At 38.1% G+C, this 18,224-nt stretch carries 15 protein-coding genes, 1 tRNA gene and 1 pseudogene; 10 read left to right on the forward strand and 7 right to left on the reverse strand.

All coding sequences use genetic code 11. From position 1 onward, the window contains the following. A pseudogene (locus tag PXG98_RS04665) lies at positions 1-1,905 on the reverse strand (SprB repeat-containing protein); the annotation flags it as partial. 609 nt (positions 1,906-2,514) lie between these two features. Here PXG98_RS04665 and PXG98_RS04670 point away from each other — a divergent pair. The 3 genes from PXG98_RS04670 to PXG98_RS04680 are packed head-to-tail and all read left to right on the forward strand — an operon-like array spanning position 2,515 to position 7,679. Beyond that, the gene (locus PXG98_RS04670) at positions 2,515-6,219 is read left to right on the forward strand and encodes an ATP-binding protein (protein ID WP_276389261.1); all 3,705 of its coding nucleotides are present in this window, start codon (positions 2,515-2,517) and stop codon (positions 6,217-6,219) included. A 45-nt stretch (positions 6,220-6,264) separates the two neighbouring features. Continuing rightward, positions 6,265-6,639, forward strand: coding sequence for a response regulator (locus PXG98_RS04675; protein WP_276389262.1), 375 nt, complete (start codon positions 6,265-6,267; stop codon positions 6,637-6,639). Next, positions 6,639-7,679 (forward strand): response regulator, encoded by a 1,041-nt coding sequence (locus tag PXG98_RS04680; protein WP_276389263.1) that lies wholly within the window; start codon positions 6,639-6,641, stop codon positions 7,677-7,679. The genes PXG98_RS04675 and PXG98_RS04680 overlap by 1 nt, the downstream gene beginning before the upstream one ends. Positions 7,680-7,868: 189 nt before the next feature. Here the strand turns inward: PXG98_RS04680 and PXG98_RS04685 are convergent, their stop codons facing one another. After that, positions 7,869-8,531 carry a 3-keto-disaccharide hydrolase gene (locus PXG98_RS04685; RefSeq protein WP_276389264.1) on the reverse strand — a complete coding sequence of 221 codons (663 nt, stop codon included), beginning with the start codon at positions 8,529-8,531 and terminating at the stop codon, positions 7,869-7,871. An 88-nt stretch (positions 8,532-8,619) separates the two neighbouring features. Then, on the reverse strand, positions 8,620-10,011 hold the full coding sequence (locus PXG98_RS04690) for a sulfatase family protein (RefSeq protein ID WP_276389265.1): 1,392 nt from the start codon (positions 10,009-10,011) through the stop codon (positions 8,620-8,622). 266 nt (positions 10,012-10,277) lie between these two features. Between PXG98_RS04690 and PXG98_RS04695 the strand changes: the two genes are divergently transcribed. From PXG98_RS04695 to moaC, 3 genes are all read left to right on the forward strand, one after another. Next, positions 10,278-10,349: transfer RNA gene (locus tag PXG98_RS04695), tRNA-Arg, on the forward strand. A gap of 57 nt (positions 10,350-10,406) precedes the next feature. Then, positions 10,407-10,850: a molybdenum cofactor biosynthesis protein MoaE gene (locus tag PXG98_RS04700; protein WP_276389266.1), complete on the forward strand. Its 444-nt coding sequence runs from the start codon at positions 10,407-10,409 to the stop codon at positions 10,848-10,850. Between the two features lies 1 nt (position 10,851). After that, positions 10,852-11,283: a cyclic pyranopterin monophosphate synthase MoaC gene (gene moaC, locus PXG98_RS04705; protein ID WP_276389267.1), complete on the forward strand. Its 432-nt coding sequence runs from the start codon at positions 10,852-10,854 to the stop codon at positions 11,281-11,283. Positions 11,284-11,288: 5 nt separating this feature from the next. Here the strand turns inward: moaC and PXG98_RS04710 are convergent, their stop codons facing one another. After that, the gene (locus PXG98_RS04710; protein ID WP_276389268.1) at positions 11,289-11,993 is read right to left on the reverse strand and encodes a hypothetical protein; all 705 of its coding nucleotides are present in this window, start codon (positions 11,991-11,993) and stop codon (positions 11,289-11,291) included. Between the two features lie 67 nt (positions 11,994-12,060). After that, positions 12,061-13,008: an NAD-dependent epimerase/dehydratase family protein gene (locus PXG98_RS04715; protein WP_276389269.1), complete on the reverse strand. Its 948-nt coding sequence runs from the start codon at positions 13,006-13,008 to the stop codon at positions 12,061-12,063. A gap of 65 nt (positions 13,009-13,073) precedes the next feature. Between PXG98_RS04715 and PXG98_RS04720 the strand changes: the two genes are divergently transcribed. The 4 genes from PXG98_RS04720 to PXG98_RS04735 all read left to right on the forward strand — a co-directional run bounded on the left by PXG98_RS04720 (position 13,074) and on the right by PXG98_RS04735 (position 16,871). Then, positions 13,074-13,568, forward strand: coding sequence for a hypothetical protein (locus PXG98_RS04720; RefSeq protein WP_276389270.1), 495 nt, complete (start codon positions 13,074-13,076; stop codon positions 13,566-13,568). Next, entirely contained in the window at positions 13,561-14,076 is a 516-nt protein-coding gene (locus tag PXG98_RS04725; RefSeq protein ID WP_276389271.1) for a nuclear transport factor 2 family protein, read from the forward strand. Before PXG98_RS04720 ends, PXG98_RS04725 begins: the two co-directional genes overlap by 8 nt. Before the next feature lie 18 nt (positions 14,077-14,094). Continuing rightward, positions 14,095-15,690 (forward strand): trehalase family glycosidase, encoded by a 1,596-nt coding sequence (locus PXG98_RS04730; protein WP_276389272.1) that lies wholly within the window; start codon positions 14,095-14,097, stop codon positions 15,688-15,690. A gap of 89 nt (positions 15,691-15,779) precedes the next feature. After that, positions 15,780-16,871 carry a DUF2652 domain-containing protein gene (locus tag PXG98_RS04735; protein ID WP_276389273.1) on the forward strand — a complete coding sequence of 364 codons (1,092 nt, stop codon included), beginning with the start codon at positions 15,780-15,782 and terminating at the stop codon, positions 16,869-16,871. Positions 16,872-16,929: 58 nt separating this feature from the next. On the opposite strand, the gene PXG98_RS04740 is transcribed toward PXG98_RS04735, so the two are convergent. Then, complete coding sequence (locus PXG98_RS04740) at positions 16,930-17,622, reverse strand: hypothetical protein (protein WP_276389274.1); 693 nt, start codon at positions 17,620-17,622, stop codon at positions 16,930-16,932. 192 nt (positions 17,623-17,814) lie between these two features. Further along, positions 17,815-18,189, reverse strand: a complete 375-nt coding sequence (locus PXG98_RS04745; RefSeq protein WP_276389275.1) for a hypothetical protein — start codon at positions 18,187-18,189, stop codon at positions 17,815-17,817. Positions 18,190-18,224 lie beyond the last annotated feature (35 nt).

Raw genomic sequence — 18,224 nt, forward strand, 5'->3', positions numbered from 1 at the left:
AGTAATATCTCCGTCGTCTCCTGCACTAGGTGCGTCTTCTTCTTTTACAGTAACAGTAGCCTTATCTTCCGGGCAACTTCCTGAGGCTTCTATGGTATAGGTGTATACGCCGTTTACGGGACCACTCCATGTTCCTCCGGCATCGGCATTGGTAAGGGCCTGAAAGAGTTCTTGTTCACTTGGCTGTTCATCTCCTATGCAAATAGTAATATCTCCGTCGTCTCCTGCACTAGGTGCGTCTTCTTCTTTTACAGTAACAGTAGCCTTATCTTCCGGGCAACTTCCTGAGGCTTCTATGGTATAGGTGTATACGCCGTTTACGGGGCCACTCCATGTTCCTCCGGCATCGGCATTGGTAAGCGCCTGAAAGAGTTCTTGCTCGCTTGGTTGTTCGTCTCCTATGCAAATAGTAAGCTCTCCATCGTCTCCTGCACTAGGTGCGTCTTCTTCTTTTACAGTAACAGTAGCCTTATCTTCCGGGCAACTTCCTGAGGCTACTATGGTATAGGTGTATACGCCGTTTACGGGACCACTCCATGTTCCTCCGGCATCGGCATTGGTAAGCGCCTGAAAGAGTTCTTGCTCGCTTGGTTGTTCGTCTCCCACGCAGATAGTAAGCTCTCCGTCGTCTCCTGCACTAGGTGCGTCTTCTTCTTTTACAGTAACAGTAGCTTTATCTTCTGGGCAACTTCCTGAGGCTTCTATGGTATAGGTGTATACGCCGTTTACGGGGCCACTCCATGTTCCTCCGGCATCGGCATTGGTAAGCGCCTGAAAGAGTTCTTGCTCGCTTGGCTGTTCATCTCCCACGCAGATAGTAAGCTCTCCGTCGTCTCCTGCACTAGGTGCGTCTTCTTCTTTTACAGTAACAGTAGCTTTATCTTCTGGGCAACTTCCTGAGGCTACTATGGTATAGGTGTATACGCCGTTTACGGGGCCACTCCATGTTCCTCCGGCATCGGCATTGGTAAGCGCCTGAAAGAGTTCTTGCTCGCTTGGCTGTTCATCTCCCACGCAGATAGTAAGCTCTCCGTCGTCTCCTGCACTAGGTGCGTCTTCTTCTTTTACAGTAACAGTAGCTTTATCTTCTGGGCAACTTCCTGAGGCTTCTATGGTATAGGTGTATACGCCGTTTACGGGGCCACTCCATGTTCCTCCGGTATCGGCATTGGTAAGGGCCTGAAAGAGTTCTTGCTCGCTTGGTTGTTCATCTCCCACGCAGATAGTAAGCTCTCCATCGTCTCCTGCGCTTTCACATTCTTCCGGATCAGGTTCTTTGATGTGTATAACACATTTTGAGCTACAACCATTTTTATCCGTTATAATAACCGAATGTTTTCCGGCGTTGAGATTCTTTGCTGTAGCTGTTGTTTCTCCATTATCCCATTCATAAGTATACGGATCTGTCCCACCAGAAACGTTAACCTTGGCTGAGCCATCTGAACCACCATTAAAACTTACATCATTAATCTTTGTAATAGAATGTTCTAGTTTGGAAGGTTCCTTAATATGGACTTCTGTAATAGCAGTGTTTCCATTAGCATCTGTTACCGTTACTTGGTATACTCCGGCGGTCAATTGGGTTAACTTTGGGGTGGTTGCTCCATTGCTCCATAAATAGGTATAAGGTGAAGTCCCCCCACTTACTTCTACGCTGGCATGTGCATTGTTCCCCCCATAGCAGAGTATGTGACAAAAATCCTTAATGGATACTGTCAAATTAGTAATTGCATTAGTGGGTTTAAAGGTAGATTCAGATATGAGAAATGAATTAAATTCCACATCTCCAACAAATTCATCATTGCCTACATCATTAAAATGCGCATTTCCCGCGGAAATTGCAACCAAGAATACGACGCCATAGATAATCGTTTTCTTTAAGTAATTCAGTGTAATGTTATTCATAGTATAGTTAATTTAATTAGAAACTACACCAGAGCAAAGTATTTCGGTAATTGTTCTTAAAATGAAGTAGGGTTCATTTAATAACAATAAGAAGTGTTTTAAAAGGTCAACAAAGAGATGCTAACTAAAAGAGTAAAGGTTTAATCGAATAGACTTTCTTTAATTTGGTTTAAACTTTCTTATTATCAAAAAACTAGGCTATTTTAACAATATCTTGTGAAAATCAGTCAATTGTTCGGTGAAATGCCTCTTTAATAGGGTAATGCGTTTTTTTCCTACAGTATAGTCATTTCTTAAATTGGAGGTGTAAGAATCTGATTTATAATAGGATAATAAACCTATTGCAGCGATAAATGAAGCTATATACTCTTATTTGCTTTCATAAGCTTGTTACTTTCTGGATTGCTAAGGATGGTATTCTAAGTCTTAGGAATCTATTTATATTCCTGCCGTCATTTTGAGACCATTCCTTAAATCTATATATGGTATTTCGAAACTACAGGACTTTATACATTATTATTCACAGCTGAAAACTTAAAAAACAGGGACAAATAAGAACAATTTTTGTATTAACTTACCAACAACTAACCAACTGTGAAAAAACCAAGCATGATTAAGCCATTTAATGCCTTTGTAGTTGTATTCCTTTTTTTAATTACAGCCTGTAACAATACTAAAAAGGCACCTCCCTTCCCTGTTGATGAGACAGAGTTTAAACAGCCGGTGACCAAGAAATTCGAATTTACACAAGCTGACACTATAATCTGGGAAACTAAAGAGCCTAGTTCATTAAAATCAATACCGGCTAAAAAATTTTATTGGGATAGACTACCTTCCAAAGAGGTCGATTTTGGATTTCCTACAGCGTTTAATAAGGAAAGGGAACCGCAACCCTTTAGCTTGGATAATTTACCTTCTCTTCCATTTAGTTATGACAGTTTAACCAAGGTAAGCTTAAATATAAGGACGGTGGCCTTAGGAGAGCCCGAAGTTGTGAAAGCTGGATATTTCTTAGAACGGCAAGGTACTACAAGAGGAGTTAAATCGGCGATAGATTTTGGTCTGCCCGGGACGGCCCGAGCTATCTTTAAGGATAAAAATGGTATGTTATGGATAGGGGTAGACGGCCATATTATGAGATATGATTCGGGTAATCTTGAAATTTACGGCCTTGAACAGGGTTTTAAAAATACGTCTAGCACCGTAATATTTGAAGATTCCAAAGGTAGATTTTGGGTGGGTGATAACAGAGGAGCTGTAACCATAATTGATTTTGAGGCCAAAATACTCTTTGAACTCTCAAGTGTATTGCCCGTGGGAGGTAACTATGGTATTGCCGAGGCTGCCGATGGTAAGTTTTGGGTGTCTAACCTCAATATTGGTTATAATATTATTGATTTAGAAGAAAAGTCCGTTTATCAATTTACGCAAAACAAGGGTCTTTTGGGTTCTTTTGTTATTACCCCCTTTCGGGATAAGGACAACCGTATATGGCTTTCTTCGGATGGGGGAGTAAATATTATTGATCTTGACTTAGGTAAAAATTGGCAGTATTCTACAGAGAATGGTTTATTGGGAGCATTTACCTCCAGTTTTTCGGTGGATAATCTTGGAAGGTTGTGGATTGCCATGAATAATGGTGCTCTAGTTCTGAATGAAGACCGGACCTTCTTAACCTCTTATTTGACCGAAGATATTTTTAAAGGGATTCGAACAGTTTCTAAGGTGTTTCAGGACTCTAAGGGTACTTTTTGGTTTGGAAGTACGAACGGGGTAATGTTTCAAATAGATGAATCTAAAGGGGAAATACAACGTTATGATATTGCCAATGCACCTTCTAGATCCTTGTTACACATTGTGGAAGACAATCAAGGGCAAATTTGGGCTGGAATGCCGCAAGGGGGTCTTTTTAATATTGATCCTAATACCGCGCGACCCGGCAATTTTACCATAGAAGATGGATTGAGCAGCAATGCTGTTTGGAGTACTCTGGAAGACTTGAAAGGGAGAATATGGATTGGGACCTATGAAGGAATTGATATATATGATCCTGATAAAAGGACTATTACACATTTGGGAGAAAAAGATGGACTTATAAGTGAAAGGAACGCCCGACTACACCTAGACTCACAAGGAAGAATTTGGGCCATTGGTAATTCAAGCGGAGTTAGTATCATTGATCCCGAGAAAGAAACGATTGAGCATCTCACAACTCAACAAGGCCTTGAAACCAATATAATCTCAGGAATGGTTGAAAGTTCAAATGGTGAGTTTTGGCTTGGTGGTGAAGAGGGCGAACTTCTAAGGGTCGCTCCTGATAATTTAATTTATAGCTATCACCTACCCACAAATGCCGAAAATATTTTTCAAAATAATCGTATTATACAAGATAAAGAAGGATATATCTGGGTAGCGGGAATAGGTTCTGGTTTGCAAAAGATTAACCCAACAACCAACGAACGTGTTTTTCTCAAAGCTGAAGGGGGTTTAATTTCTAATACGGTATATTCCATAACTTCAGATGGGGAAGATACAATATGGATTGCCACGGACCTAGGAGTTCAGGCGATCAACACCAAAACCAACGAAATTACGAGCTTTACAATTTCTGAGGGACTTGCGGCCAATGACGTCTATGCCATTGAAGTATATAAAGGGGAGGTGTACACTGGGACGTCCAGAGGATTAACTATTTTATCTCCCGTCAGACTGGCCGATCAGCAAAAAACAATTTGGCAGGCAAAAACGATTGGAAGAGCACAAGGTCTACGCTTATTAGATTTTTCAGAAAACAGCTTTACCTTCGATCGCAATGGTAGATTTTGGGCTGGAGTACAAGGCGAAATGCTTACCGTAATGGATGAGATTGTTCATGACACCACTCCTTCGGTTACCTTTATTAATGGCGTTAATATTCTGGATCAAAAACAACAGTTCGGAAACCCTGAAAGGATTAAAGCAAAACGCATGCTTTTAGACACTATTTGGTCGCAAAATTCCACAGAGTTTATTTTGGGGCAATCAATTAAAGAGGACAAGGCTGATTTTTCAAATAACGGTATTGAATGGAAGGCAGTTGAAGGCCCCTATAATCTTCCCTCTGAACTTTCCCTGCCCCATACGCAGAACTATTTAAGTTTTACCTACAACACTTCTAATTATGCGAATACAGACCAAGTTTATTTCCGATATATCCTCGAGGGGATTGATAAGAATTGGAGTCGTGTTTCACAGGCAACAGTAAGCGAGAATTATAGGGACCTGCCTCCCGGAACATATTCCTTTAAGGTGGCATCTAAAGGCTTTAATGATGTTTGGAGCGAGCCTGCTTCTTTTGATTTTACTATCTTACCCCCATGGTGGAGAACCTGGTGGGCTTATCTCTTATTTTCACTTATTGGAGGAATGATTATATGGTCTATTATAAGTTATCGCTCTAACTGGCTAAAAAAAGAAAATAGACTTCTCGAAGAAAGGGTTTCCCATAGAACTGCCCAGTTAAAAAATAAAATAGAAGAATTAAAGGCCACCCAGTCCCAACTAATACAGTCCGAAAAAATGGCCTCGCTAGGGGAGCTTACCGCAGGGATTGCTCATGAGATTCAAAACCCACTCAACTTTGTAAATAATTTTTCTGAAGTAAATACGGAGCTTATTGAGGAGATGCAGGAAGAGTTGAAAAACAAAGACTATGAAGAGGTGGAAGCGCTCTCCAAAGATATTAAGGCGAATCAGGAAAAAATAAACCATCATGGCAGAAGGGCAGATGCTATTGTTAAAGGAATGCTGCAACACAGTAGAAGCAGTAGTAACGAAAAAGTACCTAGTAATATAAATGCTATTGCGGATGAATATTTGCGATTGGCTTATCACGGTCTAAGAGCAAAAGACAAGTCTTTTAACGCCACCATGGAGACAGATTTTGATAAGGATATAGGAAAGATAAATATAGTACCCCAGGATGTGGGAAGGGTAATTTTAAATTTAATTACCAATGCGTTTCACGCAGTGGATGAAAGAAGGCTAAAAGAGACGAAAAACGAAGGGAGCAATTATAAGCCAACGGTTTGGGTTACTACTAAAAGGCAAGGAGATACAGTGGAGGTAAGTATTAGGGATAACGCCAGTGGAATTCCTGATGAGGTAAGGGATAAAATCTTTCAGCCATTTTTCACTACCAAACCATCCGGACAGGGAACTGGCCTTGGACTATCCCTAAGTTATGATATAATAAAGGCTCAGGGCGGACACATAGTGTTAGATACCAAACAAGGAGTAGGTACTACCTTTAAGATTGTGCTGCCAGGTGTTTAAACGATAAAAATATTATTTAAAAAAATAAAAGAACCGAGATTTTATATGAAAATACTAGTAGTAGACGACGAACAAGATGTAAAAGTTCTATTTGAGCAACGCTTTAGAAAAGAAATTAGAAAGGGAGAACTCAATTTTGTTTTTGCCTTCTCCGGAGAAGAGGCTTTAGAAGTGATGAGTCAGATGAGTCAGGAAGCAGTATTGATTTTATCGGATATTAATATGCCGGGGATGAGTGGACTAGAGTTATTAAAAGAGATAAAGGAAAACTATTTTGCACCACCACCAGTGGTTATGATGGTAACCGCTTATGGAGATGAAGAAAACAGAAATACCTCTAAACAACTTGGGGCAGATGACTTTCTTACTAAACCATTAGACTTTAAAGAATTAAAAACAAAATTAAAAAACATGGCATAATGGCAAAGATTATGGTAGTGGATGATGAGACCGATTTAGAAGTGCTCATTAAGCAAAAGTTTAGAAAACAAATTCGTCAGAAAGAGTACGAGTTTGTCTTTGCCATTAACGGCAGGGATGCTTTAGAGAAGATTGCAAAGAATCCTGGGATAGATATTGTTCTCAGTGACATAAATATGCCTGAAATGGACGGCTTAACCCTGCTCTCCGAATTGCACGAAAGCAGTCCGCTTATAAAAGCCGTTATTGTTTCCGCCTATGGTGATATGGAGAATATACGGGTGGCCATGAATAGAGGGGCTTTTGATTTTATTACCAAGCCTATTAATTTTCAGGATTTAACCATAACCATGGAAAAAACCATAAAACAAGCGAAACAAATTAAAGACACAATACAGGCTATAAAGGAGAATAATATTTTAAGAATGTATGTGGATGAAAATGTCCTTAATTTTATGGGGGGACAGGAATATGAATCAAAAATCACTGCTAATGAGTATATTGAAGGTACGGTAATCTTTGTGGATGTATGCGGGTTTACCAAAATAAGCGAAACTACTTCTCCCGATGTTGTTGTAAATATGCTAAACACGTATTTTGATGCAATGGTCAAAGAAATTGTGGATAATAATGGCATCATTGACAAGTTTATGGGTGATGCTGTAATGGCTGTTTTTAAGGGAGAATACCATCTAGACCGGGCAATTGATGCTGCACTTGTGATCCGTAATCAGGTTAATAAATTCCCTGCAGTAAAAGGGATGGACAATTTTAAACCAAAGGTATCTATTGGAATCAAAAGCGGCGAAATGTTATCCGGCAATATTGGTTCAGCCAAACTTAAAAGATTGGATTATACTGTAATAGGTGATAATGTAAATACTGCTGCAAGATTACAGGATGCCGCCAAAGAAAACCAGATTATTATTTGCGAAAGCTGCTATGAAAAGGTTAAGGAAGCCTTTAAGTGTGAAAGTATAGGTAGTATTACCATGAAGAATAAGTCTAAGCCACTTAAGGTTTATAATGTCCTTGAGTAGAGTTATTCTAAAGATTCCGTAAAGAAGCCATTTTTAGACTAGGGTACAATTTACTTGGCATAAGAATTAATAAACTTCCGAAATAGACAGCGGTTCAATGGTACGCCAGTCAGTCTTTTCAAACACGAACTTATCTTTTGTGCTTAGAATCGGATTTTTATAGAGTATTGAATTTCATTCAATACATGCTCAATCGGGTAGAAGTTTTACCATAATGTCCTTATAGTAAACCACACTTTCCGGATCATGTCCTTGTAGAGCAAAAGTTCCTTTGCTTAAAATTCTATGCTTTGAACCTTCATCGCGCAAAGGGTTTTCAGGCTCGGTATAGTCAACTACTACAATGTCATTAATTTTCACAATAACCCTATTCCCCTCTACTTTAATATATTCTGTATACCATTCGTTGTCAGCCGCATAATTCTCTTTTACGTCCGCTATGGCATACAGACTACCAGTGCGGCGCCAATCGGTATGAGAATTGTTTACCTGCACTTCATAACCATGCATTGGCCAGTCGCTTTCCTGATATTTTGTATGGAAATAAATTCCAGAATTAGAATTAGGCATTGTCATCACACTTGCCTTAAACTCAAAATTTTTAAAGCTGTGATTAGCTATAGCACCCATATAAAAAAGATGAGCTACGTCACCTGCTGCCTTAATTTTACCTTTTTCCACAGAAAATGAACTGGCATTCTCGCCAACTTCCCAACCACTGAGGTCTTTTCCATTAAACAGGGAAACCCAGCCGTCCTTATTCTTGTTTTGACCGTAGCTAATGGCCGACAAGCATAGAGAAAGAAGTAAAACAAGCGAATAATAATTAGAAGAGTTCATTTTAAGTGACATTAACGGTTAGGGTTAATAAGGTATAAAAATTAATTATACGGCTTAAACTATTTGTTATTTCTTTCGCCCTTTAAAATACTGGAAACTTTTATTTGGCATCTTTTTTTAAGGATAGGTATAACTGTCTTTGTTTTAGGAGCACTTCTTTATAGGCTGGGTGAGAGACCAAATTCGTTTCCTCATAAGGGTCTTTGGTGAGGTCAAACAATTCTTCATAACCGTGTTCTGTATATAAAATATATTTAAGCTCCGGATTAATGACACCTTCTACCTTAGGTAGTTTGGGACTCCCAAAAAAATTATGTTCATAAAAGAATTCCTGCCTTGTAGTGCGGGCGTTAGCAACATGCTGAATAAGGTCTATACCCTGCATTTTTTTTAGGGGTTTAATTCCGGCAAAACCTAAAATGGTAGGTGCTATATCGATGTTTAAGGCAATATCTGTCTTTCTTCCCTTAATTTTTTTAGAAGAAGTTCTAGGGTCAAAAATTAGAAGAGGCACTCTTACCGACTCTTCGTAGGGATACCATTTTCCGGCCATTCCATGTTCTCCCAAAAACATGCCGTTATCCCCCATATAAATAATTATGGTGTTTTTGTCTAGGTTTTTCTCTTTTAATTCTGCAATCAATTCTCCAACTACATCGTCCACTCCGGTGAGTAGTCTATAGTAGTTCCTAACACTCTCCTGATATTTTTCTGGAGAGTTAAAACGGAGTTTCCATCTTTCGCGAGCTATGTTTTCCTCCGTTTGAAAAAAAGGAGGAAAACTTTCCCAGTATTTTGGAGCGGCTGTTTTGGGTTGTGGAATCTCAATGTCTTTATAATAATTGTTATATCTCGGATTTGGAATAAATTGTCTTGGATCTCCATCTTGCACATGGGGAGCTTTAAAGCTTACGGACAAACAAAAGGGTCTGATATCTGAGGTATTAAGAAATGATTTAATACTATTACCTACTACATCGGTATAATGTATATAGTTGCCGTCTTCATCTAAATTTTCATATAATGGCTGCGTTTTGGTGGTGCATTCCCAGAAGTCATACGCATCTTTTGGATGGGTATCTGAACTTCCCACCCCATATTTTCCAATAAAGCCTATTCTATAACCACTGTTTTTCATTACAATAGGGTAGGTCTCGGCTAGGGCATCCGGCGAGAATGAGGTGTTGAAATCGTCTATCCCATGTCTGGAAAGGTATTGCCCAGACAGCATGCTAGCTCTGCTAACAGCGCAAATAGAAGTGGTAACATAGGCATTGTCAAATAGAATGCCCTCCTTGGCAAGTTTATCAATATGAGGGGTTTTTAAAATAGGATTCCCCATAACCCCCAAAGCATCCCAACGTTGATCATCCGTTAGCAAAAAAATAATATTTGGTTTCTCCTGTAATGTGCTTTTTTCTTTCTTCTTGCAGCTGTCGAAAGGAAAGATTAAAGCCAATAGAAATAAGTAGAAAAAGGATTTATAAGACATAATCAAATGATTTCAGTTCGTATGTTCTTCTTTGCCTGCTGTTGATTAGCGGATAGATTTCTTTAGTAAGATAATACATGACCTAGTTTATTTCCTAATCCAATGGGACAAAGAAATACTTGTTTATAGTTTTAGTAGTAAAAATACTAGATGAAGACCAGGGTGCTGCCACTGTTTTTTGTATTATTGCTTTTATAAATGAATGCTTTGTACAAAGTAAAAACATCATTTTTTTCTCTGTATAAATCGTTTTATCTAAGAAGGCCGGCCTCATAGTTCAACGGATAGAATAGAAGTTTCCTAAACTTTAGATCCAGGTTCGATTCCTGGTGAGGTCACTTTTCTTATAACTGAATTATTTTTCTTATTACCTTAGCACAAAAGCCAAAATTTTTATGGAAAAGAAGAAGGTAAAAAACGTATTCCTTGAAGGTGCTATTTCTCCAGAATTTATTGCCAATTCTATTGCCAAGCATCAGGTTAAAACACAGATTGGCGCTCATGATATCTTTTTGGGTCAGGTTCGGGCAGATAAAATCGAAGGAAAAGAAGTCAGGGCAATAGAATACACTGCTTATGAAGAAATGGCAAATATTAAATTTCATGAGATCCGCGAAACAACATTTAAAAAGTTCGATTTAAGTTGCATGCATATCTATCACAGTCTTGGGGTAGTAAAGACAGGTGAAATATGCTTGTTTGTATTTGTCTCTTCCGCCCATAGAAAGGTAGTATTTGATGCACTTGAATATCTTGTAGAAGAAATTAAAAAAGAAGTGCCGGTTTTTGGAAAAGAATTATTTGAAGGCGACAGTTATCAATGGAAAGTGAATAAGTAATATGGTCGACATTACATCAAAAAAGAACACTTTAAGAACCGCTATTGCCCAGGCTTTGGTTGAGGTGAGTTCTGAGGAGACCATAATGGCTATAAAAACGAATTCTGTACCAAAAGGAGATGTTTTTGCCATGAGTAAGGCTGCGGGTTTATTAGGAGTAAAGAATACCCCTTTAGTCTTACCAGACTGTCATCCATTACCTATAGAATATACTGGAGTTGACTATGAAATAGAGGGAAACGAGATTAAGGTTTTGGTGACCGTAAAAACAATCTATAAAACTGGGGTGGAGGTAGAAGCTATGCACGGGGCTAGTGTTGTTGCACTGAATATGTACGATATGCTTAAACCGATAGACAAGGGAATAGAAATTAAATGCGTAAAACTTTTACATAAATCTGGAGGCAAGTCGGACATAAATAATGTGCCTTAAACGCATTAATCTCTAAGACTCCAAATTTCGTACATAGGTTCCCCTTTGCTATTTTTTCCTTTATGATGCCAATCCGAATCTTTTACCTCATATGAGAAATCTAATGCGGCACCGACCCTATTATTGTCTCTGGAAAAGAAGGTAATATTTTCTAAATAATGTCCGTCTTTTGAAGAAAAAATTCCGCCGCCAGTTCCTGAAAATTTAAAAGTTTCGGTTTGATATGCAATCCATTGAAAATGGCCGTCTACTAAAAACTTCATGGTCTTGCGAGCCTGTTTTTCCCCTCGTCTTTCCTGACCTTCATCAGGCCCCCTGGTCGCAAAGAGCCATTTGCCATCTAATGCCTGACTCTCCTTTGGAAGTTTGGTAAAGACCATAGGTTTCTTTTGTTTTAGAATTAGGTTAGAATTAGAAACTTCTATTGGCCATTCTATCTTTTTTAATCCGTCGGTTTCATAGTTAGAATTAAATTCCAAGGAAATATTTATAACACCATTCTCTAAAGAATAATAGCCTCCCAAGGTATATTTGAAATCTGCTGGGCTGGTCATATAAACGGTGTAAACGATATAGGAATCATCTACTTTTATTTCATGTATAGTGGCGGTATTATCTTTAGTAATTTCAGAGGTATACACCCCCGTCGGAATTTGCGCAAATGCTGCCGCGGATACAAATAAGAGGGTTAATATGAGAAGGTTTTTCATCGCGTTTGTTTTAGTGAAATAAAAATAATGATATTTTATAAACAGCTCATTCCTAAATGGCAATGAACTAAAAGTTTTTCGATAATTGATTTATCATTTCAGCCGTAGTCTTGGTCAAATCAAATTCAGCTGCCCAATTCCAGTCTTCCTTCGCTTTTGAATCGTCTATACTACTAGGCCAGGTGTCGGCTATACTTTGCCTGAAATCTGGCTGGTATGTAATGCTAAAATCGGGAAGCCACTGTTTTATGCTTTCCGAAATTTCCTTAGGGGAGAAACTCATGGCGCCTAAATTATAAGACGATCGGACTTTAATTTGTCCTGTATCGGAATCCATTAATTCAATTGCAGCCCTTATGGCGTCGTCCATAAACATCATGGGTAGTTTTGTATCTTCCTTTAAAAAGCATTGATAGTTTCCCTTAGACAAGGCATCGTGATAAATTTCAACGGCATAGTCAGTTGTGCCTCCGCCGGGTTGTGTTTTCCAACTAATAAGGCCGGGATATCGAAGACTTCTTACATCTACATTGTATTTATTATGGTAGTATTCGCACCAGCGTTCCCCTGATAATTTACTTATCCCATAGACAGTACTAGGCTCCATAATACTGTTTTGAGGCGTCATGTCTCGTGGGGTATTTGGCCCAAATACCGCTATGCTTGAAGGCCAGAATATTTTGTTTATTTTATTTTCTTTGGCAAGGTTTAAGACATTAAATAGAGAATTCATATTAAGGTTCCAAGCTCTCTCCGGAAATTTTTCGGCCGTTGCACTAAGCATTGCGGCCATTAAATAAACTTCCTCGATTTCATGATATAAGATAACATCTTCAACAGCCTCGTAATTAGTGGCGTCTAATAATTCAAATGGACCTGATTGCATAAGACTATCACTCCCCTCCCTAATATCACTAGCTACTACACATTCTTCCCCATAGAGCTCGCGCAGCTTTAAGGTCAATTCGGTGCCAATTTGCCCGCAGGCTCCAATTATTAAGATAGATTTTTGCATTTGTTAAGAGTAAATTATAAGCGTGGGTTAAAGATAGCTTTTATTAAAATTTGTACATTCGTCTTATGAGAAAAATCGTAGTTTTTATAACTATTGTCTTAGTTTTTTCTTCTTGCAGAAACCGGCAGAATCTGGATGAAAAACAGGTAATTACACAGGTAGAATTTGACGTATCAGAGCTCCCTGGGCTTTTTGAATTAAATCTTGAAACACAGGAAATAGTGGATAAATGGATTAATTACAAAGAATTAGAATCTTCGATAGAAGCATTGTACCAGATTAAAAATAATGAAGAATTAATACTGCTCATAGAGAATACTGTTGAAAAACAAAACGCGATGGCTTCGGGGAAGTATCCAGAACCTTTTAATACGCCTCAGATTAAGAGCAGACAAAAGGTCTTTATGACCTTTGTTTTAAAAGTTAAAGCAACTTTAGAATATAGAAAAGATCCGATTCCACCTACCATTGAGATGATTGATGCTTTTAATATTATGAGACGGCAGTTCGACGTATTAATGAATAGCCAAATAGACACTAAAAACATACTAAATGACTAAGTACTTTTTTGCCAGCCTTATAGTTTTTACCATTGCCGTAACGGCACAAGAAGATTTGAAAACCGAGATTGATTTTACCCTTGACCAATGGCATAAAGCAGCAGCAGAGGCAGACTTTGACGCATACTTTGGAATACTGGCGGATGATGGAGTTTTTATTGGGACGGATGCTTCCGAAAATTGGCAGAATAAACCATTTAAGGATTTTAGTCGACCGTATTTTGACAAAGGTAAGGCTTGGAGTTTTACTGCAGTGGAACGCAATATTTATCTAAATAAAGGAGGTGATGTTGCCTGGTTCGACGAATTACTTAAAACAAGGATGCAATTATGTAGGGGTTCCGGGGTACTCACAAAGCAAAACGGCAAGTGGAGAATTAAACACTATGTTCTCTCGTTGACCATACCAAACGACGATGTTAATTCTATAGCTGCAGCAAAAAAAGTAAGAGATAGTATTTTTATATCGAAATTAGCCCCAAGAAATTCTCAGCTAAAGCAAAACTAGTCTTTCAATAAATCTACTATGAAGTATTCTAAAAACGTCCCTTTTTTAATTGTATTTTTTTTAGTCATTTTAGGATGTCGGGAGGAAAATAAAACAGAGACTTTTAATTATTATGAGTCTCAGTTATTTAAAGACGTTCAACTTCAGGCTGTTTTTGAGGACTCAAAAACCTTTGTAGACCTAGTCCCAAATTCTTCATACGCGGAAATAAACAAAGCATATGAAGAGCAATATCAAAAAGATGGTTTTAACCTCAAGGAATTTGTGGAGGATAATTTTAGCGATAAGTCTACCGCTTATTTAAATTTTTCCACGGATACTACGAAAACAATGTACGAGCATATAAGTAGCATGTGGAGTAAGCTAAGTAGGGGGCCAGATGTTGTACTAGAACATTCCTCAAGGCTGGCTCTACCGAAATCCTATGTAGTTCCTGGCGGCAGATTTAAAGAAATATACTATTGGGACAGCTATTTTACTATTGAGGGATTGTTGGCAGATAGGCAAGAATTACTAGCGACAAATATGGTGGATAATTTTGCCTATTTAATAGATACCTTAGGGTTTATACCCAATGGCACCAGAAATTATTATTTAACTCGTTCGCAACCTCCTTTCTTCACCTTAATGGTAGAGGCCTTATCTAGAAAAGATAGTACCATACTTTTAAACTATTTACCACAGATTGAGAAGGAATACAATTATTGGATGAGGGGGGCTGCAGAGAATTCAGCAGCTTATACTTCAAATAATCGAGTGGTTAAAGTAGAAGATAATGTATTTCTTAATCGCTATTGGGATAGTGGAAATACGCCCAGACCCGAGAGCTATAAAGAAGACGTTCATCTGGCAAGAGATCTAAAAGAAAGGGACGCAAAAGAAAAACTTTATACAAATCTGAGATCTGGAGCGGCCTCAGGTTGGGATTTCAGCAGCCGGTGGTATGCTGCGGGCGGAGAATTTGAATCTACCAGTACGGCGGATATTTTGCCTATAGACCTTAACTCTCTTCTATATTTTATGGAAATCCAGCTAGCGGATGGCTACCGTCAAAAAGGATTAGAAGAAGATGCAAATAAGTTTAGCTCCTTAGCCTCTTCTCGCAAAGCTGCAATGTTAGAACTCTTTTGGGATGAAAATTCGGGATTCTTCTTCGATTATAATTTTGTAAAGAAAGAAAGAACAAGGCATTATACCCTTGCTGCTGCTTTTCCAATGTTTTTTGAAATAGCAAGTCCGGAACAAGCGGAAAAAGTTAAGGAGATGCTCCTGAAGGATTTTTTAAAAGATGGGGGATTACTTACTACATTAAAAAATACAGGACAACAATGGGACGCTCCAAATGGCTGGGCACCTTTGCAATGGATGACTGTTCATGGTCTTCTTAATTACGGCTATAAAGAAGAGGCAAAAGACATAATGGAAAGGTGGTTGGCTTCTAACGAGCGAGTGTATAAGAATACTGGCAAAATGATGGAAAAATACAATGTAGAGGATATTTCATTACTTTCTGGTGGGGGAGAGTATTCTACACAGGATGGTTTTGGATGGACAAACGGGGTAGCCATAGGATTTAGAGTTATGTTAGAAAAGCTAAACGAAGCAATAGACTAGGCCCTCCAAAAACTCTTTTTATCCTATTTTGAAAGTTTCTCTCTTTTCCTTGACTAAACCTATAAACCAATAGTAATCTTATTCAGTAAATGCCTTCTTCACTACTCTTTCTTCCGGACATTTCCGGATATACCAAGTTTGTTCAAACTACAGAGATTGAACATAGTCAGCATGTAATAGCAGAATTATTAGAAGTGCTTTTAGAGGCAAATACAGAGGATTTGCGATTGGCCGAGGTAGAAGGGGATGCACTGTTCTTTTATAAACAGGGAGAAATCCCATCCCAGGAAAGACTTTTGGCGCAGATAGAGACTATGTTTACCGCCTTCTATTCACATCTGAAATTGCTAGAGAAAAATAGAATTTGTCCCTGTAATGCTTGTGCAACGGCACCAGATCTAAAACTCAAAATAATTGCTCATAGTGGTGAGATTCAGTTTCTGGAAGTTGGCGGAAGTAGTAAACCATTTGGAAAACAAGTTATTGAGGTACATAGGCTTCTCAAAAATTCCGTAGATAGCGATAATTATGTTTTAATCAGTGCAGATTTGGCAACCGCTATTGGATTACCAATTGCATATGAAAGCAGGTTGTTTTCGTTTAAGCTTGGGCAAGATAATTACGATAGTAAGCCTTTAGACTATATCTACGCCCTGATTGATAGGAACATGCTAAACCTAAGCCACAGCATGACCGGGAATAAGGTGGTTTTTGATAGAAAGCCAGATTACCAATACTACAAGGAGTTTTCTGTAAAGGCAGAAGACTTATTAGAATTTATAACTAATTATTCTTATAGACATCAATGGGTAGAAGGGGTAGACGAATTTAGGTTTAACAAAAACGAAGTTACTCGCCTAGGAACAGAGCACCTTTGTGTAATTAACAATAAACATCTCAACTTCGTAGCTGTCACCAAAGATTCTGAGAAGGGTAATTTAGTTTATGGGGAAATGACAAAACAACTTCCTATTGCAGATCGGCTTTATCAATTCTTTATTATTACTCCTATTTCTGAAACTTTATCTGGTATTACCGTGGAAGTTTATTGGGAATCTAAATCGTATTTTAAAAAACTGCTTTGGAGCCTATTCGGTAAAAGAGTAATCAAAGGAAATATTCTTAAGTCCTTAACCCTCCTGCATAAAATGGTTCAAAAAACACCTGAATACTCTAGTTAACGAACTAAGAGAATAAGAGGGATTCTTTTATAAAGCCAGAAAATATGTGAACTAAACCTTAGTTGCCTTCTTCTTCGCTCTTACGTGTTTCTAGGGCTTGCTTACTTAAGCTGGCTAAATTAAAACTGGGATCTATTTTTAATGCTTCATCAATTGTAGCAATGGCCTCATCAATATCGTCTTTGTTCATATTGTACTGAACCAGTCCCTTTAAATGGTAGAATGCCGCTTTTAAAGATACTTCATAAGGTTGTTGTCTTTCGTAAAAAGCATGTTTCATTTCATCTGTTGCATTTAATATCCCATACTCAATATTAACGCTAGCACCAACATTATCTCCTGTCTGAATTTTTAAATCAGCAAGTTCATAGGCTACATAAGCACTGGGTTTTCTTTTGAACAGGATTTCAAATTGCTCTAAGGATCTTTTTGGCTGGTTGAGAGATTTAAGGGATACCGCCTTAATATGGACAGCCATATCAGAATCTGTAGGATTAGTTTCAAAACCTATAGTATTTAGAGCTTGTAAATGTTGATTGTTGTTTAGATATAAATAGGCTAGTGTATCTCTTCTTTCCACAGAAGGCGCTAAAATATTTAAATGAGTCATGGCATTTATCACACCATTAATATCTCCCTGAGTCCTCATTTGCTGGTAGTAGGCTTCAAAATGATCCTGCAATTCCTTATTGTCTTGTCCTGATACTCCTAAACCAAAAAAAAGGAGGAAAGCAAATACTAAGTTTTTCATCTATCTATATTTTTGTGCGGCAAAATTACTACATTTTTTGGGTAGTGCCCAAAGGAAATTCTTAAATATCAGGTGAGTGGAATTATTAACCCTCTAAAAGGGATAGCTATAGGCTTAGGCGGAATCGAGTTATACAGAATAAAAAAGGATGCTACTGAGGCATCCTTTTATTATTAATTGGTTGGGTCAACTTTAAGCAAATACTCTCTGGGTACTTTCGCTCTTGTAGGAACTTAGTAAGCCAGAATAGTAGGCCAGACTTTTATGATCTTCGTCCATACAACTCTTTAGGAAATCACATAAACTTGTGAATATAAAATTTGCGTTAAAAGTTGGCATGGAAAGATTAATAGTCTTGGGATCGTAATTACTGTCGTCTAACAGTATTTCCATTACTACCCTCTTTCTGTGGTAATCAATATAAACATCAGTTGCGTTATAATGATTTTTAATAATTGACGAGTGAATTTGTTGAACTCGTTTCGTCATTTTGCCTTTGGCACATGTTCGGGAGATAAGATTCTCCAAATCTTTCAAAATTCTCCCCCTTAATTTCGCTTTTTCCATAACTTTTTGGAATTTATAGTTACAACAAAGATAAT

This window comes from Eudoraea chungangensis, from assembly GCF_029360665.1.
Taxonomy (GTDB): domain Bacteria; phylum Bacteroidota; class Bacteroidia; order Flavobacteriales; family Flavobacteriaceae; genus Eudoraea; species Eudoraea chungangensis.